The sequence below is a fragment of the Microbulbifer maximicatervae (SeqCode) genome (assembly GCF_052467955.1).
The window spans coordinates 2,209,590-2,231,365 of record NZ_CP174329.1; the positions used below are offsets into that span (position 1 = coordinate 2,209,590).

At 47.6% G+C, this 21,776-nt stretch carries 18 protein-coding genes; 12 read left to right on the forward strand and 6 right to left on the reverse strand.

Going from position 1 to position 21,776, the window contains the following annotated elements; genetic code table 11:
- The first annotated feature begins 11 nt into the window (after nt 1-11).
- The 3 genes from ACJJI5_RS09545 (at nt 12) to ACJJI5_RS09555 (ending at nt 6,421) form a co-directional block, all read left to right on the forward strand.
- Nucleotides 12-998 (forward strand): FecR domain-containing protein, encoded by a 987-nt coding sequence (locus ACJJI5_RS09545; protein ID WP_445356110.1) that lies wholly within the window; start codon nt 12-14, stop codon nt 996-998.
- A gap of 263 nt (nt 999-1,261) precedes the next feature.
- Nucleotides 1,262-3,979, forward strand: a complete 2,718-nt coding sequence (locus ACJJI5_RS09550; RefSeq protein WP_444896755.1) for a TonB-dependent receptor — start codon at nt 1,262-1,264, stop codon at nt 3,977-3,979.
- Nucleotides 3,980-3,997: 18 nt separating this feature from the next.
- Nucleotides 3,998-6,421, forward strand: a complete 2,424-nt coding sequence (locus ACJJI5_RS09555; RefSeq protein WP_444896756.1) for a PKD domain-containing protein — start codon at nt 3,998-4,000, stop codon at nt 6,419-6,421.
- Between the two features lie 114 nt (nt 6,422-6,535).
- On the opposite strand, the gene ACJJI5_RS09560 is transcribed toward ACJJI5_RS09555, so the two are convergent.
- The 4 genes from ACJJI5_RS09560 to ACJJI5_RS09575 all read right to left on the reverse strand — a co-directional run bounded on the left by ACJJI5_RS09560 (nt 6,536) and on the right by ACJJI5_RS09575 (nt 10,602).
- A complete protein-coding gene (locus ACJJI5_RS09560) occupies nt 6,536-8,017 on the reverse strand; it encodes a ricin-type beta-trefoil lectin domain protein (RefSeq protein WP_445356111.1) in 1,482 nt (493 codons plus the stop codon).
- Nucleotides 8,018-8,318: 301 nt separating this feature from the next.
- Complete coding sequence (locus ACJJI5_RS09565; protein ID WP_444896758.1) at nt 8,319-8,600, reverse strand: 2TM domain-containing protein; 282 nt, start codon at nt 8,598-8,600, stop codon at nt 8,319-8,321.
- 165 nt (nt 8,601-8,765) lie between these two features.
- Entirely contained in the window at nt 8,766-9,395 is a 630-nt protein-coding gene (maiA, locus tag ACJJI5_RS09570) for a maleylacetoacetate isomerase (RefSeq protein WP_444896759.1), read from the reverse strand.
- A gap of 76 nt (nt 9,396-9,471) precedes the next feature.
- A complete protein-coding gene (locus tag ACJJI5_RS09575) occupies nt 9,472-10,602 on the reverse strand; it encodes a homogentisate 1,2-dioxygenase (protein WP_445356112.1) in 1,131 nt (376 codons plus the stop codon).
- A gap of 273 nt (nt 10,603-10,875) precedes the next feature.
- On the opposite strand from ACJJI5_RS09575, the gene ACJJI5_RS09580 reads away from it, so the two are divergent.
- The 6 genes from ACJJI5_RS09580 to ACJJI5_RS09605 all read left to right on the forward strand — a co-directional run bounded on the left by ACJJI5_RS09580 (nt 10,876) and on the right by ACJJI5_RS09605 (nt 17,283).
- Nucleotides 10,876-11,376 (forward strand): MarR family winged helix-turn-helix transcriptional regulator, encoded by a 501-nt coding sequence (locus ACJJI5_RS09580; protein WP_282933355.1) that lies wholly within the window; start codon nt 10,876-10,878, stop codon nt 11,374-11,376.
- 26 nt (nt 11,377-11,402) lie between these two features.
- A complete protein-coding gene (locus ACJJI5_RS09585) occupies nt 11,403-12,593 on the forward strand; it encodes an amino acid aminotransferase (protein WP_413665239.1) in 1,191 nt (396 codons plus the stop codon).
- A 69-nt stretch (nt 12,594-12,662) separates the two neighbouring features.
- Nucleotides 12,663-14,054, forward strand: a complete 1,392-nt coding sequence (locus ACJJI5_RS09590) for a class II 3-deoxy-7-phosphoheptulonate synthase (protein ID WP_445356113.1) — start codon at nt 12,663-12,665, stop codon at nt 14,052-14,054.
- A 481-nt stretch (nt 14,055-14,535) separates the two neighbouring features.
- Complete coding sequence (locus tag ACJJI5_RS09595; protein WP_444896763.1) at nt 14,536-14,880, forward strand: hypothetical protein; 345 nt, start codon at nt 14,536-14,538, stop codon at nt 14,878-14,880.
- A 784-nt stretch (nt 14,881-15,664) separates the two neighbouring features.
- Complete coding sequence (locus ACJJI5_RS09600) at nt 15,665-16,372, forward strand: hypothetical protein (protein WP_445356114.1); 708 nt, start codon at nt 15,665-15,667, stop codon at nt 16,370-16,372.
- A 95-nt stretch (nt 16,373-16,467) separates the two neighbouring features.
- Entirely contained in the window at nt 16,468-17,283 is an 816-nt protein-coding gene (locus ACJJI5_RS09605; RefSeq protein WP_445356115.1) for a DUF817 domain-containing protein, read from the forward strand.
- A gap of 27 nt (nt 17,284-17,310) precedes the next feature.
- Here the strand turns inward: ACJJI5_RS09605 and ACJJI5_RS09610 are convergent, their stop codons facing one another.
- Nucleotides 17,311-18,381 (reverse strand): alkene reductase, encoded by a 1,071-nt coding sequence (locus ACJJI5_RS09610; protein ID WP_445356116.1) that lies wholly within the window; start codon nt 18,379-18,381, stop codon nt 17,311-17,313.
- 111 nt (nt 18,382-18,492) lie between these two features.
- Here ACJJI5_RS09610 and ACJJI5_RS09615 point away from each other — a divergent pair, with 111 nt between their 5' ends.
- The 3 genes from ACJJI5_RS09615 (at nt 18,493) to ACJJI5_RS09625 (ending at nt 20,379) form a co-directional block, all read left to right on the forward strand.
- Nucleotides 18,493-19,449, forward strand: a complete 957-nt coding sequence (locus tag ACJJI5_RS09615; protein WP_445356308.1) for a LysR family transcriptional regulator — start codon at nt 18,493-18,495, stop codon at nt 19,447-19,449.
- Between the two features lie 153 nt (nt 19,450-19,602).
- On the forward strand, nt 19,603-19,983 hold the full coding sequence (locus ACJJI5_RS09620; protein WP_445356117.1) for a VOC family protein: 381 nt from the start codon (nt 19,603-19,605) through the stop codon (nt 19,981-19,983).
- 6 nt (nt 19,984-19,989) lie between these two features.
- Nucleotides 19,990-20,379 carry a RidA family protein gene (locus tag ACJJI5_RS09625; protein ID WP_445356118.1) on the forward strand — a complete coding sequence of 130 codons (390 nt, stop codon included), beginning with the start codon at nt 19,990-19,992 and terminating at the stop codon, nt 20,377-20,379.
- Between the two features lie 130 nt (nt 20,380-20,509).
- Here the strand turns inward: ACJJI5_RS09625 and ACJJI5_RS09630 are convergent, their stop codons facing one another.
- Entirely contained in the window at nt 20,510-21,472 is a 963-nt protein-coding gene (locus ACJJI5_RS09630) for a right-handed parallel beta-helix repeat-containing protein (RefSeq protein ID WP_445356119.1), read from the reverse strand.
- Between the last annotated feature and the right edge of the window lie 304 nt (nt 21,473-21,776).

Below are 21,776 nucleotides of genomic sequence, written 5' to 3' on the forward strand. Positions count from 1 at the left end.
CTTGCTTGCCGATGTCAAACGCCCCAGAAAAAAATAGAGAAAAAATTCCTGAAGCAGTACTGTTGCAAGCCGTTAGCTGGCGCGTTCGCCTGGGTTCCGGCGAGGCGCTTGACTCAGAGCGCGATGCTTGCAGTCAATGGCGTTCGGCGGACCCTCTGCATGAACTGGCGTGGCAGCGTTTTGAGCGGATGGAGTCGCCTCTAGATACGGTGGCTCGCCGAGCGCCGCGTTTGGCCCATTCCACCCTAAATCAAACCGATGCAGAAATTCGCCGTTTAAATCGCAGGGCTGCTCTTAAAACCATGGGCGGTGGTGTCCTTGGGGCTTTTGCCGTTGGCCTGGTGGGATATGACACCGGTTTGCTGAAGTATATGTCCGCTGACTATTCCTCTGGTTCTAAGCCGGCCCAATATACTCTGGATGATAAGAGCCAAGTCTGGCTAAACACCGGTAGTGCCATTGAGTGGGAGTCGGGCACAGCAATCCGTTCCCTTGTGCTGACTAAAGGTGAAATGCACTTGACCAGTGCCGCTGACCCGAGGCCAATGCAGGTATCGGTGCCTCAGGGGCAGCTGATTTCCCGTGACTCGCGCTTTTTTGTGCGCAATGGCGATGACCACACGATTTTGCAGGTTGTGGAAGGTGGGGTGCAGGTTCAGCCGAGTGCGGATATAGAGCCCTTTGCAGTTAAAGCGGGTGAGGCTTATCGCCTTACTGGAGCCGGTTCGCTCGCTCTGGACAGCAAGATGTTTGATTACAGCGGATGGATTGACGGGGTGCTTTCAGCTCGGAGTATGCCGTTAGGAGCGCTGCTTGAAGAGTTGTCTCGCTATCGTGTTGGTTTTTTACGCTGTGATCCGGCATTAAGAGATCATCAGGTTTCCGGGGTTTTCCAGCTTCACGATATCGATACCATCCTAAAAATATTGGCGCGTTCGGCAGGAGCTGAACTGAGCTATACCACGCGCTGGTGGGCAACGATTCAGTTGCCGGGCTGATAGTAAGTTGCATCGCTCCCAGCCTTCCCCTGTTCGTCCGGGCCGACGGTTTTTTCGGAACGGGCAACCTTTAATTCCTGCTCTTATTGCCAGATGACCACAAAAAAGTTATCCGAAGGTGCCATTTTTTATTTTTGATGACACTTTTGATTGCTAGTTTTCCCTCCGAAGCAAAAAAAACAAAATAATTCTCATTTAGATTACGGGTTTTTGATTTTCGTTCGGCTTCCTAGTTATACACCTGAGAATAGGAAGCCGCTTAAATGCAGTCCCGCGCCCCAAAACATATTTTGCCCACCTTGTTGGCACTGTTGTTGGCCGTAGTTCCCGTATCGAGTTTTGCGCAAGCCCAGCAGGGCAATACAGCGTTGATCGAATTCAGCTTGCCTGCGGGCAATCTGGGAGATGTGCTTAACCTCTACTCGCGTCAGGCTGGGGTAACGCTCTCTTTCGACGAGAACCTGGTGGAAACTATTTCTGTTCCAGCACTATTTGGAAGCTATCGTGCAGAGGAAGCTCTGTTGAGCTTGTTGCGCGGTACCAACCTGCAAGCGGTTCCCGTTGGTAGTGGTGCCTGGCTGATCCAGTCTGCTGGAGAGCAGGATCTGATGGTGCTGGACAGCATTCAGGTTGAGACTCGTGATGGCGGTGAAAAAGACCAGGCCTTTCGCGAATCCGCCTCTGTAAATATCCTCACCCAGAAAAATATTGAGCGCTTTCGTGGTACCAGTGTTGGCGATATTTTCCAGGGTACCCCCGGCGTACTTATCAGTGAAAACCGCAATTCCGGTGGGCTGGATGTGAATGTTCGCGGTATGCAGGGGCAGGGCAGGGTGCCTGTTTTAATTGATGGTAGCCGTCAGGAAACAACTATTTATCGCGGATATGCTGGGGTTTCCAGTCGCAGCTATATCGACCCAGATTTGATCGGGTCTCTGCGTATTGATAAGGGCCCGGTAATGGGCGCTGAGGGCACCGGCGCTACCGGTGGCGTTGTCAGTGTAAGTACCCTGCGAGCGGAAGATGTCGTAAAACCCGGTGAATTGTCGGGTTTCCGTGTTCGTGTCAGTGGTATCGGAAACAATAGCGAAGCGCCAGAGCCGGGCACTTATGCTGGTTACCATGTGCCGCGCGCTGTTTATCACTCCGATTGCCGTTTTGCTAGTGATTGCACAGCTGACTATACAATGCCGGACAGCTTTGCGCCGGACCATGGGATGGATAGGTCCAGCCTGTTGGATTTTGAGGGTTACGCGGCGAGCTTTGCGGGCGCCCAGCGTTTTGAGTGGGGTGATCTGGTGGTGGCTCACGCCCAGCGTGAACAGGGAAATTACTATGCGGGTACTGATGGCCCCGCGCCGAAAGTTGTTATTGGTGAACCTCAGGAAACGGCATGGTATACCGAGACTAAGGTTGAGTTGGAAAGTGAGCTGGGGGAAAGTATCCCTTACCGAGCCGGGGAGCGAATTCCGAACACGAGTTTTTCTAGCGATTCCTGGTTGCTAAAAAGCAGTCTCTACTTGCCAAAAGACCAAAGTCTTGAGCTGGGCTATATCCGTTATAACAGCATCTTTGGTGAGATGATGCCCTCGCAGATTCTTTCAGATCTTAAGCAGCCACGGCAGTGGTTCGACAGTGAAGTACTTAATCAAACCTACACTGCCCGCTACCGTTGGCAGCCGGTGGAATTTGACTGGGCCGACTTGCGTGTCAATTTTTGGCACACCGATGCAGTCACTGACCTGAACACGCCGGATTTTTTCTCTAATGACCTGGAAGATAATACTGCGCGAAACGACGACTATCAGCGCTTTGGTCTTGATATCACCAATAGTATGCGCTTCTACCCCATGGGTGAATTGCGCTGGGATTATGGTGTTTCTCTACAATGGGAAGACTTGGATAGCGATACCCAGACCGCTGAAGGTATTTATGCCGGTTCCCGCAGTGGTGGGCGTGATGAATACAGCGTGTTTACAGGCATTGAGTGGCAACCGTCGCCAGAGTGGACACTGGAGTCTGGGGTTCGTTATACCCATTTCTCTTCGAAAGACAATAATCCCCTTCCGTTGAGCATCGATTCTGATTCTTGTGTAGATGATGGTGAAGGGGGCTGTGAGGACGTTTACTACAGCAATAGTCACTCTGGTACTGCACCTATCGTGGTTTTGACCTGGGAGCCGATCAAGGGTTTGCAATTCTATGCCCGCCATGCGCAGGCTTTGCGTATGCCGAGCCTGTTTGAAGGTACCACTGGTTTCTCATCGAGCCCCGCACTGGATATTACCCTTAAGCCTGAGCATGCAAAAAATAATGAGGTTGGGATTAATTATCTTAACGGCCAGCTATTTGCGGCTCATCATCAACTTCGAGCGAAACTTTCCTATTTCGAAAACCATGTTGACGATTATTTGACTCGCACCGGGGTCAACGCCTATGAAGACAAGCAAGGTAGCGGTATCTCCGATTTATTCCGTATACGTAATATCGATAGCCTCGACCTTCAAGGTTTTGAGTTGAACCTTGGATACGATGCCCACTGGTGGTTAGTTGAACTGAGTGGTACTAAATACAGCCACATTGAAGTCTGTGATGTTGCCAGCTACGTGCGTACCTACTGCACGGACTGGGGTATAGAAAACAGTTATTTCAACAATATGGTCCCACCTAACTGGCATGCCAGCGCGCATATTGGGTTCCGTTTGTTCCAGGAAAAATTGGAATTCGGGCTGCGCGGTACTTTTATGGGGGAGCGAAACTCTGTCCCTTATTACGGCGATCAAGCAGGGTTTACTGAGCCGGTGCTGTGGCAGAGCTACGAACTGTTAGATGTTTATAGCAGCTTCCAATTTAACGATAGTTTTTCGGTGGATTTCACCGTCGACAACGTAACCGATCAATATTACGTCGATGCCTTGAGCCTCGGTTTGGTGCCTGCACCTGGGCGTACTGCAAGACTCAGTCTCACTTATCAATATTAAACATTTGGAGTCCCACAGATGAAAAGAGCAATGGCCCTGTTGGGCACACTGTGTCTGTCTCTCGTACTCGTTGCCTGTGGTGGTGGCGGTTCAAATAACAAAGTGGAAAAGCCCACTGCCAGTTTCAGCTTGCTGTCTCCTGCTGATACCACTTTCTCGCTGGCAGATGGCGATGTTACGGTTCAATTGAATGGCACTGATAGCAGTAGTCCGCGAGATGCAAGCCTGACTTATCGTTGGGAGCTGATTGAATGGCCTGAGCTTAGCTTGGCAGAGCTGACCAGCACTGAAGATGCCTACACTGAATTTACTGCTGATCTCCCGGGCGACTATGTGGTGAGCCTGATTGTAGATGACGGTACTGAAACCAGTGAAGCAGCTCGTATGACCCTGACTGCAACCAGCCCGAATCCAGTGGCAATCACTGAGCCGGTGCACAGTATTATTCTCGGAACAGATACTCTGGGCCTTGATGGCAGCTTGAGTACTCCGCCAACGGGTGAGACTGGAAATCTAGAATATTTATGGACCCTGGTTGAAAAGCCTCTCGACAGTGCTGCGTACCTGACTAACAGTGACTCTAGTCAAGCTACACTGCACCTGGATATCGAAGGTGACTACAAGCTTGAATTAGTTGTTACTTACAACGGAGTTGACAGTGAGCCTGCGGAAGTGCTGGTAACCGTTTCCGCCGGTGATGCACCTCCTGTTGCAGTAACAGAAGACCAGACTATTACTCTCGGCGAAGAAGTTGTTCTGGACGCAAGCGAAAGTTATGACCCGGAAGGTAACTCTCTGCAATACCGCTGGAAGTGGGCTTATAGTCCAGTGGAAACTGATGGTGTTCCGGTTCCCGATTTGGAAGGCGAGACAACCTCTACCGTTAAATTCACTCCTATTGCAGCAGATACTTACAATTTAATTTTGTTTGTTTTTGATGGCGCCAGAAAGAGTGAAGAGCGCGAAGTAACCATTGTAGTTGAGGCTGACCCTGAAGCTGAGGCGAATGAAGCTCCAATTGGTGAGATCGAGGCTACTGGTTACTACCCGTCCTACAGTATTGGTGAGCAAGAGCTGGGGCTTCGCGCTGAATTTAATTTTGTTGGCTATGACCCCGAGGGTGATGCTCTACAAATTATTGAAGCGGAGCTGATTGAAAAGCCTGAAGGTAGTGTTGCCGAGCTCGTTGATATTGGTTCCTGGAAGCCGCTGGGTAAGAAAATCCAAGAGCTGGATGTGGTTGGTACCTATCGCGTAAGCATGACCGTATCTGATGGAACCAATCAGATAGACCTGGAAGCAACCATGGAAGCCAAGATTGGCAAGGTAAATGGTTATCCTTCTACCCGTAGTGTCGAAGCTCAGTCCAAATCTGTACTCGTTGGTGATGCATTGGTATTTGATGCCTCCAGCAGCGACCCTAATAATGATGAAATGACCTTCCACTGGGAACTGGTTGACAGGCCCGATGGCAGTAATGCCGTAATTGAGGCAATCACCGAACCTGAGAGTGGTGAGCTTCGCCGAGCTCAGGTAATTACTGATGTGCCGGGTTCCTACACTGCACGTTTGATCGTGAGTGATGATCGTGGTCTATATGCCAAGACCTACTCTGAAGATGATGGTCTCGCCAAAGTCTCCAACACTGCACCAGAAATCCGCTCTGTAGTTTGGGCGCGCAACTGGGGTAGATTGTCCACTGATGAAGATTATTTCCAAATCCTGCCCTGTATGTCCCTGTTGCATCGCCCTGTGGTAGTTGATGCAGATGGCGATGAAGTATTCACTTATGAAGAGTTGATCAGCACGCCGGAAGGTGGTGAATTTACCAACTATCCAGATAGTGAAGATTGTGAAAATACCACTGGTACCGTGTTTTCCAAAGCGGGCACCTACGTATTTCGCTACTACGCTACAGATTTGATTGACGATGCTCCGGAATACGATTTTGTTGTAGAAGTTGAGCCCATGAGCGAAGCTAAGGGTGTGCGTCTGCGCAACATCAATTCCTGGGATGAGAGCCTCTGGCTGCCCATGCCGTACGAAAATATTCCAAGCTACGGTACTCCGTCAGATTTACGGTGGGATACATCCCCTACCGAAGATGAATACCTACAATGGTCTCTGACTGCAGTTGATGCCGATTACACCATTGAGAATGTACAGGTGAAGCATATCAATGGCGGTTTGGCTAGCCTTACACCATGGTTCGAGGGTCTTGCAGAGGGACAGGTTATTAGCGAGGGAGAGTCTCTGGACTTCAAGACATGGGTACCCTCTGTTCCCTGTATGCGCACAGATGAAAAAATAGAAGGCTTCCATTTCTCATTTAATATTAAAGAAATCCCGGAGTTGACCTTCACCTACGAAACCTGGGTAGCCATCGATGATGGTATCTTTAGCGAGGGCTGGAGGCAGTGTGAAGCAGGGGAGTTAAATTAATCTTTCAGAGCTTACTTCTGCAGTAACACATATTATTGCTGAGGTTCTATAACATTGTGACCTCTTTGAGAAAGGGCGCCTACTAAGGCGCCCTTTTTTAATCGTAATCAAACCTTAAAAGCTATTCTGCGCCCAATCATTGACTGCTTCTAAAACAAACTGCTGGCTCTTATCATTCTTATCACATTTGTAAATTTGAAGGCGCTCACCCTCTTCGGTTGAACTACCCGGTGCGTCTATACAGTAGGTCCAGTTCTTATCGCGAGTCTGAATGATTCCACTTTCCTGGATTTGCCATTTTTCCGAATTGCCGCCGTCACAATCCCACAGGTGCATTTTATCGCCGTTATCAGCAGAGCCAGTGTTGAAGTCAACACAGTATTTATTATTACCCTTGGGACGGAGTTGGCCTTCAGCAGTATAAACAAACTGTTGTTCATTGCTGGAGCCACAGTTGTTCATATTTAGGTTTGAACCATTGCTATAGCCCTGGGAGACGGTCATGCACAAGTCAGCATTTGAGGCAGAACGGATTCTCAAATAGCCGGGAAGACTTCTCCTTACTCCGACAAAAGGAACTGCCATGCCGGTATAATTGGGGGTGGTTGCGACTGTATCAGGATCTATCCCGATTGCAGTGGCACCATGTGCGATTGCTGCAAATATATAGCCGTAGTCGGTATTGCTAAAATCGCCAGAACTATCCCATAGGTGCATTAGCTGTTTGGTTTCAGCGGCTGCGTTGGCTGTTATCTGGTAATGATCGCCAGCCTGGACATTGCCGCAAAATATTCTTTGCGAACTACTGCTGTCTATTGAATCAATGGAGCCGGTAAATTCTTCTGGATCTGCGGTATCTATATCAGGACATAAAAATGCGCTCATCTCGTAGGAGTCTAATGCGGATTCCATTCGATTATTGACGTTGCCTGATTGTCCTCCGGTAAAAATAACGATTACTTTTTTGCCGTTATTTAATAAGTTGCCAACGCTAGGCCATCCCGTACTTTTAAGCGTGGTACGGTAATTTTCTGAGGAAGAAATTTGTTGTAAATATGTAAGCATATCCTGGTAGCTGTACTGGAGGTCGCCCAGCTCTTGTTGGATATACTGGTCAAGCAAATAAATTTCATCTGCATACCAGGCGTTAAACCAATCTAAATTGGTTTTCATATCGATATACAGCATTATTGGCGCTTCAATAGTGTTAATGGAGAGCCAGGATTTGATATCGTCCAGACAGTGTTCCAGATGATCATCGTCTCCGTTGCTATTGCACATGTGATTACCGATGTCGTTTTGTCCATGGGCAACATAGGGCCCATGGCTGCTACCTTGCCAGGCACCGTGATCTACGACATCGATTTCCAGTGATCGAAAGCCTTTGTCGAGCCAGTCAGTCAGTGTTTCACCGTTTTCTAGCCGCTCATAGCTGTTATGGGGCTGTAAGTAATAAAGCTCATCAATACGATGCTCACTGGTGGCCGCTTCTGCTTGGTAATCGGGCCAGTGAAAAGTCTCAGCTTTACTGATGCTGGGTATAGATATCCAAAGTGATAGACATAGAGCGCCTGTAGAGACTTTGAGGAAGGACATTGGGGTTCCTGTTATCATTTTAATAATATATTTATTATTTGTTATATAAGAAGTGTGTTAATACTTTGTTACCAGAGCTCGATAATTTAAGCCTGTTAATTAACTGTTTTTTTGTCAAACGGCTTGGAGTATATAGATTTTTGTTTAGATTACAGGTAATTGTTCGTGTTCGTAAGTAGGGAAGTGTTTGGAGTTTTTGCGTTGACAGTGAGGGGCTAGGAGAAGAGTACTTTGGGAAAGTACTCTAACATCTAAAGCATATGCTTGTATTTGGCGATGCCCCATCGCACACGATTTATTGCTATTTACGCCCCATTCTCTTATCTATCTGCTTTCTCTCCCAATCTTCACCAAAGAAATTAAATAAATTGAAGGTGCTAATTGCATGGGAGGCGAGCCCTATACCCCAGCCAAATGCCGCCCAGAGTGACCATAAGTATCCGGGGGCGAGTATTAAGTTGGCAATTACTAGTCCCGAGATAACTAATAAATAGGTGATTAGGTGTTGGTAAAAGCTCTTCAGCTTCTTGACATGCTTAATGACTTCTTTTTCTTTGAGGGAGATCTGGTCTTGGGAGTTCATATTGATGACCTCGGCTGATTAGCTACAGCAGTGGGGAATATTATTATTCGAGTTGTTTTCAAGTTTGGATAGAGATATTAACCACAGGCAATGAAATGTGGCAAGTAGTGAAATTTTCGAGTGTATGTAGGATGCCCGATGAGACCAGGCATCCATAAAAGGGTACTACACAATACAGTCTGGTTGTTCTGAAGGGTGGGCTTTAATAAAGGCCGGCAGTTCATTGCAAGCGTCTGTGATTTTCTGGATTTTGGGGTACTGGGTCATATCCAGGCCAAAGCGTTCTGCACTGTATACTTGCGGGAGTAAGCAACACTCGAACAACCCTGGATTGTCTCCAGCGGCGAAAGGCGCGGGTCTTAATTGCTTCTCCATTGCGGAGAAGCCCAGGTGTATCCAGTGCTGAATCCATTGAATTTTTTGCTCATCACTGACTTTGAGTTCAGCCTGGAGGTACTGCAGAACCCTGAGGTTCTGTATAGGTTGAATATCGCTGGCAATACTTTGCGCGAGCGCGCGGATATGTGCGCGGGCTTCAGGAGCTTTTGGAAGTAGCGCTGGTTCTGGATGGGTTTCATCCAGCCATTCCAAAATGGCGAGGGATTGGGTGAGACTGGTTTCGCCATCATTCAGGGTTGGCAGTAGCCCGTGTGGATTCAGCGTGCGGTAGTCGTCTCCGTGCTGATCTCCCTTGAGCAGGTTTACCGGGTGATATTCGTATTCCAGGCCTTTCAAGTTGAGCCCGATACGCACTCGGTAGCTGGCGGATGAGCGAAAGTATCCGTAAAGGTCCATTCTCTTTCCTTTTCTTTGTTTTGGCGTTTGGCTGTTTGAATGTCAGCCTTCTTGGTGTTGTCTGGATGCGCTGTATTCACTTTGGCTTCCAGGAGTTTACATAATCTGTTCGCTCCACGGCATGGGCATCCGGGAGAATATCCCAGGGGGTGCGGCTGTCGATCATTACAGCAACTTCATCGGTTTCCTTGCGCGCATGCCGGGCCCCGGTAGCAAATGCCTTGGGGTGGGGGCCGTGGGTAAATCCCATGGGGTGGAGGGTAAGCATCCCCGGATGAATATTGTCGCGGCTAAAGAAGTCACCACGGTGATAGAAGATGAGTTCATCAAAGTCATCATTGTTGTGAAAGAAGGGGACTTTGAGTGCGCCCGGGTCACTCTCAATCGGGCGAGGTACAAAAGTCGCTACAACAAAACCTTGTGCGACAAAGGTGGTATGAGCCGAAGGGGGTAGGTGGTAGCGGTGGCTCATCAGTGGGCGTATATCGCGCCAGTTGATGCAAACGGCCAGGTTGTCCCCAGTCCAACCACAGGCGTCCAGTGGGTTGAAGGGGTAGGTAATGGTCGACAGCTGTTGCCGGGCCTTAACCACAACCCGCCACTCATCATCGCCCTGTTGATCGAGAAAGGCTTTATCTATACGAGGCACATCCAGCATCGCTTGGTCAAAAATCGCATTGGGGCCAAGGATCCCTTTTTCGGGGAGCTGAAAATGGCTGCCTATCGCCTCCACCATCAATAGTTCCAGTGGCTCATCCTCTGTCGGCGTCAGGCGCCATAAGGTGCCGCGGGGCAGCAGGATATAGTCCCCATCGCGAATAGAGAGATGGCCGAAATCACAGAACAAGTCGCCGCTCCCATTGTGTATAAACAGGAGTTGGTCGCCGTCAGCGTTGCGCACCAGATGATCCATAGGCTCCCGGCAGGTCCAGAGGGCGACCTGGCTATCCTGGTTTCGCAGGATCGGCTTTTGATCCCAGGGGCTTGTTCCATTGTGCTTCATTTGCGTGGCATCAAAAGCGTGGGGACGCAGTGGACCTTCGAACTGGCTCCAGCCGGTGGGGGGATGACGATGGTAGAAGTGGGTGCAGGGCCCAAAAAAACCCTCTTTGCCCATTTCCCTTTCAAAGCTGTTGGGTGGGAAATCTGCATGGGCTTGGCGGCTTGTATTTCCTTCCGTTCGCGGAAAGCTGATCCACTGTTTCATGGCGTGGCCTCGCTTCTGTGCGGATGGTTCGAAGGTGTGGCGAAAAATTGAGCATCTCAGCGCCACTTACACGCAAATTTCTTGCGCCATAGACCCAATTAGTTCGCAAATATGGCGCAAAAAAACCTATACTGTCCGGCCATTTTTTCGTATGGCCCGGTAACTTTTCCAGAAAGTATTTGTGCCGGTAGTGGTTACATTTGAAACCAATGTTAGTTAAATTGAGTATCAGGTACAACCGGGACACCCGAGCAGGCAGGTTTGAGGGCAGCTATGACAATCGAACAAAACACGCGACCCACCGTTGTTGAGAACGACGAGCTGCGCCTCGAAAAGTTCTTACCCTACCGCCTCTCGGTACTTTCCAACCGAGTGAGTAATGCTATTGCGCAAGCTTATGGTGCGCGCTTCCACCTCACCATTCCCGCTTGGCGGGTGATGGCAATTCTGGGTCGTTTTCCCGATTTATCTGCCGCCGAGCTGGTTGAGCAGACGGCGATGGACAAGGTCGCAATCAGTCGAGCCGTCTCTTCCCTGTTAAAGAATGACTACATTACACGCAGTGAAGATCCCGGTGACCGGCGCCGGCAAGTGCTGAACCTGTCGGAGCTGGGGCGTGATATTTATGCTCGCATAGTGCCGCTGGCCCATCAGTACGAGAATGACTTGATGGCATCCCTCTCCACTGAGGAGCGGGAACAACTGGATAGCATTATTGATAAGTTAATGGTGCGCGCGAAGGAATGGTCTGAGCGCGGCCTCGTTGATGAATAAATGAGATAACTAAGAGGAGTTTTCAGATGTTTGAGCATTTAAACAGCCTTCCGCCAGATCCGATTTTGGGCCTTTTGGCCAGCTACCGCGCGGATGAAAACCCCAGCAAAATTGATCTCGGTGTGGGCGTCTACAAAGATGAGGCAGGCCATACTGCTGTCTTGCAAGCCGTCAAGGAAGCCGAAACCCGCTTATTACAGGGTGAGGAAACCAAGGCCTATATCGGCCCGGCCGGAACTCCGGGTTTCAACACCGCCATGCAGGAGCTGGTGCTGGGTGCCGGGCACCCCGCGTTGGTGGGCGGTCGCGTTCGCTCAGCTCAAACTCCCGGTGGGTGTGGTGCTTTAAGAGTTTTGGCGGAATTGATTAATCGCGCCAAAGCTGGGGCAACTGTGTGGGTGAGTGACCCCACTTGGGCTAACCATGTGCCGCTTCTGGGTAATGCGGGTTTGCAAATCAAGAGCTACCCCTACTACGACCGCGCTACCAGCAGTTTGCAGTTCGACAAAATGGTCGAGACTCTGAAGGATGTGGGTGAGGGCGATGTTGTTCTTTTCCATGCCTGCTGTCATAACCCCTGTGGTGCGGATCTGTCCCGTGAGCAGTGGAAAGTGTTGGCGGAAATGGCGCAAAAGCAGGGCTTCACGCCGTTTATCGATATGGCCTATCAGGGCTTTGGCGAGAGCCTGGAAGATGATGCCTACGGCCTGCGCTTAATGGCTGAATCCGTTCCAGAAATGCTGGTTGCGGCTTCCTGCTCGAAAAATTTTGGCCTCTATCGCGAACGTGTCGGTCTGGCTATGGTGATTTATGCGAATGGTGAAGCCGCCGATAAAGGCCATAGCCAGTTGCTGAGCGCTATTCGTGGCAACTATTCCATGCCACCTTCCCACGGTGCTGCCATTGTAGAATCTATTCTTACTGATGCGGGACTGAAAGCGAACTGGGAAGCTGAGCTGACCGAAATGCGCGAGCGTATTAACGGTTTGCGTGCTGGATTGGTAGAAGGGCTCGCCGCAGCGGGTGCTGCCGGTGAGTTTGGCTTTATCCGCCAGCAGAAAGGGATGTTCTCATTCCTGGGTATCAATCCCGAACAGGTACAACAGCTGCAAAAGGACTATTCCATTTATATGGTGGACTCGAGTCGCATCAGTATTGCCGGCCTGAGTTCCAATAATATGGAATACTTCTGTAAGGCTGTTGCCAGCGTGCTGTAAATTCGGCACATTTGGGGGTGAGCAATATGCTCACCCTTAAGATTTATCCTTTAGAAGTAAGAGTGAAAGATGGAAGTTGAGCTAGGAGTCCCAGTGCCCGAATCCCCCACCCAAATTTGGACCCCCCAGAGCTGGCGAAACTTCACCGCACATCAACAGCCCGAATACACCTCTGCAGAAGATGTTACCGAGGTAGCTAAACAGCTCTCTGGTCATCCGCCCCTGGTCTTTGCGGCAGAGGCTCGCGAACTTCGCCGTCAGCTGGCTCAGGTTGCCGAGGGGAAAGCCTTCCTTTTGCAGGGCGGTGATTGTGCTGAATCTTTTGCCGATTTTAATGCAAACCGCATTCGCGATACTTTCAAGGTATTGTTGCAGATGGCTGTCGTGCTCACCTTTGCCGGTAACCTGCCGGTGGTGAAAGTTGCGAGAATGGCCGGCCAATATGCCAAACCCCGTTCAGCGAATACCGAGACAGTGAACGGAGTAGAGCTGCCCAGCTACCGTGGCGATATTATCAACGGTATTGATTTTACCGCTGAAGCGCGCATACCTGATCCACAGCGGATGGTAACTGCTTATAATCAATCGGCTGCCACCCTGAACCTACTGCGAGCTTTCGCCCAGGGGGGATTGGCCGATCTGCATCAGGTGCACAAATGGAATCTCAGCTTCCTGAAGAATAATCCTCAGCGGGAAAAATATGCCCAGCTGGCGGAACGCCTTCAGGAAGCTTTAGAGTTTATGGCGGTATGTGGTGTTACCTCAGAGAACTCTCCCGCAATTCGTGAGACTTCACTCTATACCTCTCATGAGGCGCTATTACTTGAATACGAGCAGGCACTGACACGAACCGATAGTCTTACTGGCAAATGGTATGACTGCTCCGCGCATATGTTGTGGATCGGCGAACGCACTCGGCAACTGGATGGCGCTCATGTGGAGTTTCTCTCCGGTGTTTGCAACCCGATTGGGGTGAAAGTTGGTCCAAAGATGCAACCGGATGAGTTGCTGCGTTTGATTGATAAGCTCAACCCCGAGAACGATGCCGGTCGCCTTACACTGATTACCCGTATGGGCGCTGATACTTTGGGAGAAAAATTGCCTGCATTGGTGCGCGCCATTCAAGCGGAGGGGCGCTCGGTGGTATGGAGCACTGATCCCATGCATGGCAATACCGTTAAAGCGGGTAACGGCTATAAAACTCGCGATTTTGAAAAAATCCTGCGGGAAATTCGCGACTTTTTCTCGGTACACTGGGCCGAGGGAAGCCATCCCGGCGGTATCCATCTGGAAATGACCGGGCAGCATGTCACTGAGTGCACCGGTGGAGCTTGGAAAATTTCTGAGGCAGATTTAGCCAGTTGCTACCGCACTCAATGTGATCCGCGACTGAATGCCGATCAGGTGTTAGAGCTGGCGTTTTGTGTTTCTGAATGGCTACGAGCTGGACGAATTGCTTGATTTGTAGTTCGCTTTAATCAGATAATTCCGTGTATAAAACCTCTTATATTAAGCTTAAGTCTTAGTAAGAGGTTTTTTGTTTTACTTGGGGGATTCTTGATCTCGCTGAATTTATTTTGTTGCCTCCGAATAAGTGTTCCAGTTGTGGATACATAGAAAATACTTATTGCCTTGCAAGTCATTTTTGAGTGTTTATGTTTTGGGGGGGTATTTGAGGGGGCCTAGCATTATTCCAATTCAGAGGGTCGGGGTTTGTGGGGCGGGTTGTTTTAGATTAACCTTTTAAGGGTGGATAGTGTCGCAGGGAGGGTAATTTAAATAGATTAAGTTCTTAGATATTTATACATGGAGTCATGTTGTCCCAGTTGGAGGGGGTGGTGCTTTCTCCTCTGTGTAACAAACTCCCCGTTGACTTATTTAATATTTGGTATTAAGTGAAAATTTAATAATTTTACAATGTTAGTTTTGAAGGGAAATCTTTATGTTAAATAGAATGTTATTTTTGATTGTTACCCTCTTCTCTTTATCTGTTTCGGCAGAGGAATATACCTATATCGGTGGGCTTGATGTGGTTCACGTTAATGCCGGTTATTCAGATAGAGATGCATATTTTACAGTAGGTGAAAGTGTTTCCGAAAACCCGGCGGGATGTAGTAATGGTGTTGGAAATGAGGCTGTATTTGCTGTAGATGCTGACCGAAGTGATGTAAATCAAGTAATTTCTCTTTTGCTATTTGCCTACTCGACAGGAAAGGAAGTAAATATTCAGGTTTGGAATGATAGCTGTTCTAGTGGTTTTCGAGTAATCCGTCGCGTACAAGTTTAAATGCTCGCCCTCCCCTGACTTGAGTGTTGATTCTAGGGTGGGGAGGTTTGTTCGTTTGGCAGAAATCTAGGTGATGGCTGGTATAACAGTGATTCAAGCGGTAGAGATGATTAGTTTGATTGTTTAGGTTGATGAAGGTGTTTTTAAGTCAGTCTGATTGAGTGGCCAACATTGGCCAAATAAAATTCGCGCCCAAAATTTCGATTTTAATACGGCTAGTAATTCCGGATAGAAAAGGGTACTGTTCCGGAGGGGGCGTCTCCTTTTTAAGTTGGGGTTGGGTTATCTTCAATAAAATCTATATTGGATTATTGTTGCCATTTATTTTGGCTCTATTGAGCGTTTTCTTAGTATCATTTCTGGTTGTATAGGGTGTTGTGTTAGCAGCTGCATTACCATATATATGGACTGCCACAGTGCAGAAGGAAGGACTTCTTATCGTTGCGGGCTGTGCTTTATTTTTATTGATGAGGGGTTTTGCTCCCATCGGGCACTTTCTATTAAGTTTCCTAACCTTGCAACTCCCTTCACATGCAACCGGCATGACTAAAATTTGATGTAATTAAGTTGTTCTCATACCCAAAGAGACAGCTATACGAGGTAATTGAATAGTATAGAAGTAGCCCTTGATTTATCATGTTCGTTAAAGCAGAGAAATAAGGTGTAATCGATTTCGGTCTTTAAATCTGTATCATGTACCATTTTGCGCTGACTTGAAGCTTAAGTGACTTGTCAGCAGTGCTAGCTAACTAGCTTGACGCTGGTTGTATAGGGATAAAGCAAAATGACAGATATGGTAGAGGGACATTACTCAATCAGTCGCAGGAAGTTTTTGGCTGCAAAAATATTGGGCGTATTGTCGGCATTAGTAGCAGTGTTATGGGCACTTACCCAGTATCTATTTCCTGAGCCCATGATTTACCTATACGGCATATGGCGCCCTGAGTATTTTGTAGCCTTTATGGCTATTGTGATTGTGTGCACTTCGCTATCTCTATGTATTTGGAGCTACTTAAAAAATCGCTACCTATTTGGTGTAGTTGTGGTTTTGGCTTATTCGATTTCTTGTTTTTCATTTTTTATTCTGGGGAAGGAGTATCACAGTCCGGATTTTGTTGCAGGTCTTCCAAAAACGACTTCTGAAGGTGGTGTTGTTTACCTGCAAGGGGTCGAGATTCATCACAATAATTGTGTAAGACAGGGCGGTACAGTGCAGTGCCGTATGACAGTGACTAATCGGAGAAGTCGGCAGAAAGTAAGGCTTTCCTCCTGGCGCCTGATTATGAAAGATGGCGCTGTCTTCAAGGAGTATGAGGCATTTAGGGGTGGGCAGGAAGTGAGGGGAATGGTAAATCTGGAGCTTCCCCGCGGTTCTGAGGCCGAGCTGGAAATCGTGTTTTTTGAAGTCCCTGAGAACTATACTGAAATCTTGAATCTCGGCTTTAAGGCCGGGAGTAAAGAGTTTGGATTTAAAAATATAAATGTCAGATAGTTTTTTCTAAAGATAGAAAGGCATTGGAATCGGTAGGCTTGAAGCCACAGAAATTTTCCTCTTAGGTGTTGTTTGTAGTGTTATCAAGTGCGGATTTGAAACGATATATTCGTGAGTTCTGGTTGTTTGGCTTGAGGCAGGCTTACGCCTGCATGTTTGGCGGTTTCCTGCTGGGAATTATGATTGTTACCAACTATTGGTATCCACTGGAATCGATTCACCGGTATGACTTTATCTTTCTGGCTGCTATAGCGTTTCAGGTCTTTCTTCTAGCTACAAAACTGGAAACATTCAGGGAGTCAATAGTTATTGTCGTATTTCATGTCGTTGCGACCGTCATGGAGATATTTAAGACATCTGATGCTATTGGCTCATGGAGTTACCCGGAAGAGTACTTCTTTGGGATTGGTAATGTGCCACTGTTTACAGGGTTCATGTATAGCGCAGTGGGCAGTTACATTGCTCGAGTGTGGCGAATTTTTGAATTTGAATATTCTCACTATCCATCGAAATTGCTGACAGTTGTTCTGGTTGTGTTTATCTATGTCAACTTCTTTACACATCACTATATCTGGGATTTCCGCTGGGCATTACTAGCAGGAACAGCGTTAATGTTTTATCGAACCAATATTTACTTTAAGGTCGTTGAAAAGCATCGCTCTATGCCGCTTCTTTTAGGGTGGTTGCTGGTAGCACTGTTTATTTGGTTTGCTGAAAACATTGCTACTTTTGCAAATATATGGATTTACCCTAATCAATCCCACGAATGGCAAATGGTATCTCTGGCGAAGCTCAGCTCGTGGTACTTGTTAATGTTGCTCAGTTTTGTGTTGGTCTCATTGATAAGTAATATAAAGATCCGACCTGTGGCGGTGGCCGATCTGAGTGAGGAGGGTGGGTCGCCCGCTTAAGGCGACCTATCTGCAAATATGAAGAGGTCAGGACATAGTGGGATAATTGGTATAGCCGTTTTCACCGCCTTGGTAGAAAGTGCTCGGGTCTGCTTCATTCAAGCTGGCCCCTGCTTTAAACCGCTCAAGTAGATCCGGGTTGGCCAGGAATGGAACACCAAAGGCCACTGCATCCACCTGTTGCAGACCAATGGCCTCATTGGCCTCATCTCGCCCATAACCCATATTGCCTATTAGGTTGCCCTTGTATTGCTCCCTGGCTGGGGTTAATACATCTCCAAATTGCTCGCCTAGGAAATCCGCTCGCATCAGGTGCCAGTATGCCAGATTAAATTTATTGAGTTTGTTGGCGAGCCAGCGGGTATGTCCCACGGGATCGCTGTCTTTCATGCTATTAAATCCGTTTAGGGGGGATGTTCTTAATCCGACCTTGCCCGAGCCCCAAACCCCGATGACGGCTTCCAGAACTTCGAAGAGTAGGCGTGCACGATTCTCCAATGTCCCACCGTATTCATCTGTTCTTAAGTTTGAGCCATCCCGCAGGAAAGTGTCCAAAAGGTAGCCGTTAGCACCGTGAACTTCTACCCCGTCGAAGCCGGCATCTCTGGCATTGATTGCTCCCTGCTTAAAAGCTGCAACAATACTTGGGATCTCCTCGATTTCAAGAGAACGAGGGGTGGTGTAAGGCTTTTTTCCATCCGGTGTGTGGACGGTATCATCAATGGCGACTGGGCTTGCGGCTACAGGTGTTGCACCATTATTGAGGTCTGGGTGACTGGCTCGTCCACCATGCCAAAGTTGCAGAAATATTTTGCCGCCTCTCTCGTGCACGGCATCAGTGACTCGCCTCCAGCCTTCAATCTGCTCCTGGGAGTAAATGCCTGGTTCAGAGATAAAGGCCGAGGTTCCCTCGGCTACCATGGTTGCCTCGGCAATAATCAGGCCGGCGCCTGCCCTCTGTGCATAGTACTCAGCCATTAAAGGGGTAGGTACATGGTTTTCAGCTCTTGAGCGGGTCAGAGGGGCCATCACGGCACGGTTAGTCAGTTTTACATCACCTAATTGAATACTTGAAAACAAGTCTTGTGTCGCAGTCATCTTGTTCACCTTAAATGTTGTCGCTGAATACAGTTGTCTCTCGATGGCGCACAGACTATTCTCTTGGGTAATTTGAAACAATAAGGCGTTTGGAAATTGATTGTTCGCGATTTGGAAACTATAGACTTCCGAACTTTATCTATCTTTGTAACCACTTGTAGACTGATGAGTCTGACTCACTGCGCCGAAGAGCTGGGATTACCCAAATCTACGGTGAGTAAGGCCATATCGAAGTTGGAAGAGCAGTTACAGGCCAAACTGTTGGAGCGATCTACCAGGAAAATTGAGATTACTGATGCAGGTAAAGTTACTCTGCGTCGCGCTTCTCTATTGGTAGAGGAGTTCAAGTCTTTACGTGAAGATGTACGGGAAATAGAGCAGCAGGTTCAGGGCCTTTTGCGTATTTCAGCACCTCCAGCCATGGGAAGTTATTTGGCCCAGTATATCCTTCCCCCATTTTTGCAGCAGTGGCCTAAAGCCCAGGTATCCCTGGAGCTCTCCAACGCTTTTGATGACCTTTTTATTCAGGGGATAGACCTGGCAATTCGTGTTGGGCAAATTGCAGATGACCGCTTGGTAGCAAAAGAGGTTGGGTATACGACCCAGGTATTGGTTGCAAGCCCACACTATTTAAGGGAGCACGGGATACCTGAATCACCAAAAGACCTTCGTCAGCACAATTGTATTACTGCTGGCGTGGCCCAGGAGTCTGCCATTTGGAGTTTGGTTTCCGAAAGTTCAACAGAATCAGTCGAGGTGCGCAGTAATTTTCATTGCGATAACCCGGAAATGGCTAAAAGAGCTGCCGCAGGAGGAGTGGGTATCGCTCAAATTCCTGTCAATAGCATGATCTGTGAGTTGGAGAGACAGGAGTTGATTCGTATCTTTCCAGACTGGCATGCGATCTACATGCCTATCTACTTGGTCTATCGGACTGGAGTCAACAAGCCAAAGCGAGTCTCGGCTTTATTGGACTATTTATTGAGCATCAAGGAGCGTTTTGAGTTCGGCCCAGACCACCAGTTATGCCAATATGAGGAATGCCCACTTGGAGCTGGGAAAAAATAAGGGTTGAACTGCGCTGCTATAAAAGTTGCATCATCTCCGGTGCAGAAAGTCTTCTAGCTTCCTGGCTTGATTAAATGTAAATACTATTTAGATGTTTGCTTTCGTTTGGTCTTCGAGACAGCGGCTCAGATTTTTACTGAGGAAAAATAAAGCATGATCTCTCACATCACTTTTGGTACTAACGATCTATATCGGGCAAGCCAGTTTTATTCGCAGGTTTTCGAGATTTTATCTGCTGAGGAGGTCTATCGTTCTGACTCAGTAATATTTTGGCAGTTTAAGGGCTCTCTGACAAAGCTGGCAATTACTGTGCCGTACGATAGGCAGGCCACAAGCTTTGGTAATGGCACTATGCTGGCCCTGGATGTTGGAAGTATGAAAAACGTTGATAAAATTTACTCCCTAGCCCTTAAGCTTGGGGGAGTGTCAGAAGGTAATCCGGGTTATAGAAATTCAGGCTCTTTTTACGGTGCATATTTTAGGGATTTGGACGGGAATAAAATTGCCATATTTACACGTAAGGTTTCAGGGTAGATTGAAATGAGAAAGTTGGTGAGTTCTGGCTCATATCTCGAAGAGCCCATTGGTTTTTCCAGGGCCTGCAGAATAGGAAATCAAATTGCCGTTTCTGGCACGGCGCCTATATTGGATGGAAAATCGGCCTATATTGGTGATGTTCGTGGTCAGACAAAGCTTTGTCTGGATATTGCCGTTACTGCGCTGAAGGAGGCAGGTGGAAACCTGTCTGACGTGATAAGAACGCGTATAATGTTGGTTGATATTAGGTGCTGGGAAGAAGCTGCGAGAGCACATGGAGAGTTTTTCTCGGATATTCGGCCTGCCTGCACATTTGTGGAAGTGAAAGGATTTATTGATCCCGACTGGCTGGTGGAGGTCGAGATGGATGCGGTTGTCATTGGTGTTTCTTAATTTGGATGGTCGCACAATTGATTGTGGTGTTGCAGTCTCCCTTTAAAAATTTGTCTCCCAGTTGGGGTTGTTACTCTAAATAACAGGATGGGTAATAGAAATAACAACCCCGAGGTTCATCATTATTTAGTTATTCAAGGCAGCTTGGGTCGGAAGTCGAAAAGGTGTTGCCTGACCACAGATTGCTGTTAACGCTACAGTCACTATCTTCGAATAAGTCGATAAGATCGAATAGCCCATTTCCTGTTGCGGTATTAAAAACTATGCTATTACCGGTGGCGTTCATGCTGGTTACAAAAATACCATAAGCTCCATTGTCATTGCTGTTGTTTTGAGTGATGTTATTGTTGGATGCTGAACTTTGTAATGTGATCCCTGAAGATCCGTTACCGGTTACTGTATTGTTTGATACAGTACATGAGCTTCCTTCAATTTCAATGCCTGTATTGTCATTGCCCAGGATGGTATTGGATATAAAAATAGAAAAGTCTCCGTCTAATTCGACCCCATCACTATCCGAGCCGGTAATAGTATTATCTATTATTGTATTGGCAATACCATCTACTTCCATACCCTCGTCGCCTGAAAGCTCAATGATGTTTTGAGAGATAAAATTGTAACTGCCGTTAATGTCAATGCCATCATCTGAGTCACTTCCATCGCCTAATGTGAAGTTCCCAATAACAGTATTGCCGTTACTGCTTACAACAATGCCATCATCGAGTGGAAGTAATATATTGATGCCGTATACGGTATGAAACCCACTTTCTGATAGCACAACTGCGTCGTTGCAGCCATTAATTGTGCCAGTGGATAGTTCACCGGATGAGCCTGTTAGGACTATACCGTTTGACTGATCCAGTCCGGAACAGGTAAGTGAGAATCCTGCCATATATAGGCTTCCACTAGGTCCCTGAATCGTTAAAGCGGCAGCATTCGGATCGCTGATTGAGCAGGTTAGATCCTCCGTTAGTGTGGTTGGCTCTGTAATAGTGTCGCCGCACTCTACAGCGTTGGCACCTAAGGACAGGAACCCCGCTAGTGATAAGAGAATTACCGGTAGAGTTTTGGGATGATGATTTGAGTACAACATAGCTAACTCCTTTTAATAGCTAGAAAAAGTATAGGTATTTAGTTGTTGGAATATTTGAGAGACGCAATATTTAATGCCGATATCTTTTTATTTTTAGAAAGGTTATTTTTCTTTGTTTCTACCAATAATATTGTAATGAAATAGCTTACGGTATGCGGTTAGCAGGTTTGGTTGATTTTTGAGACCTTCAGATGGGGTTATATAGCCAATAATAACTAGGGGGTGTGTCGGTAATTATTTTGCATTAAGAGTTATTGCTTTCGTATTGAAAGCAATAGTGGAGCAAAAGGTAGGGTGTACACAT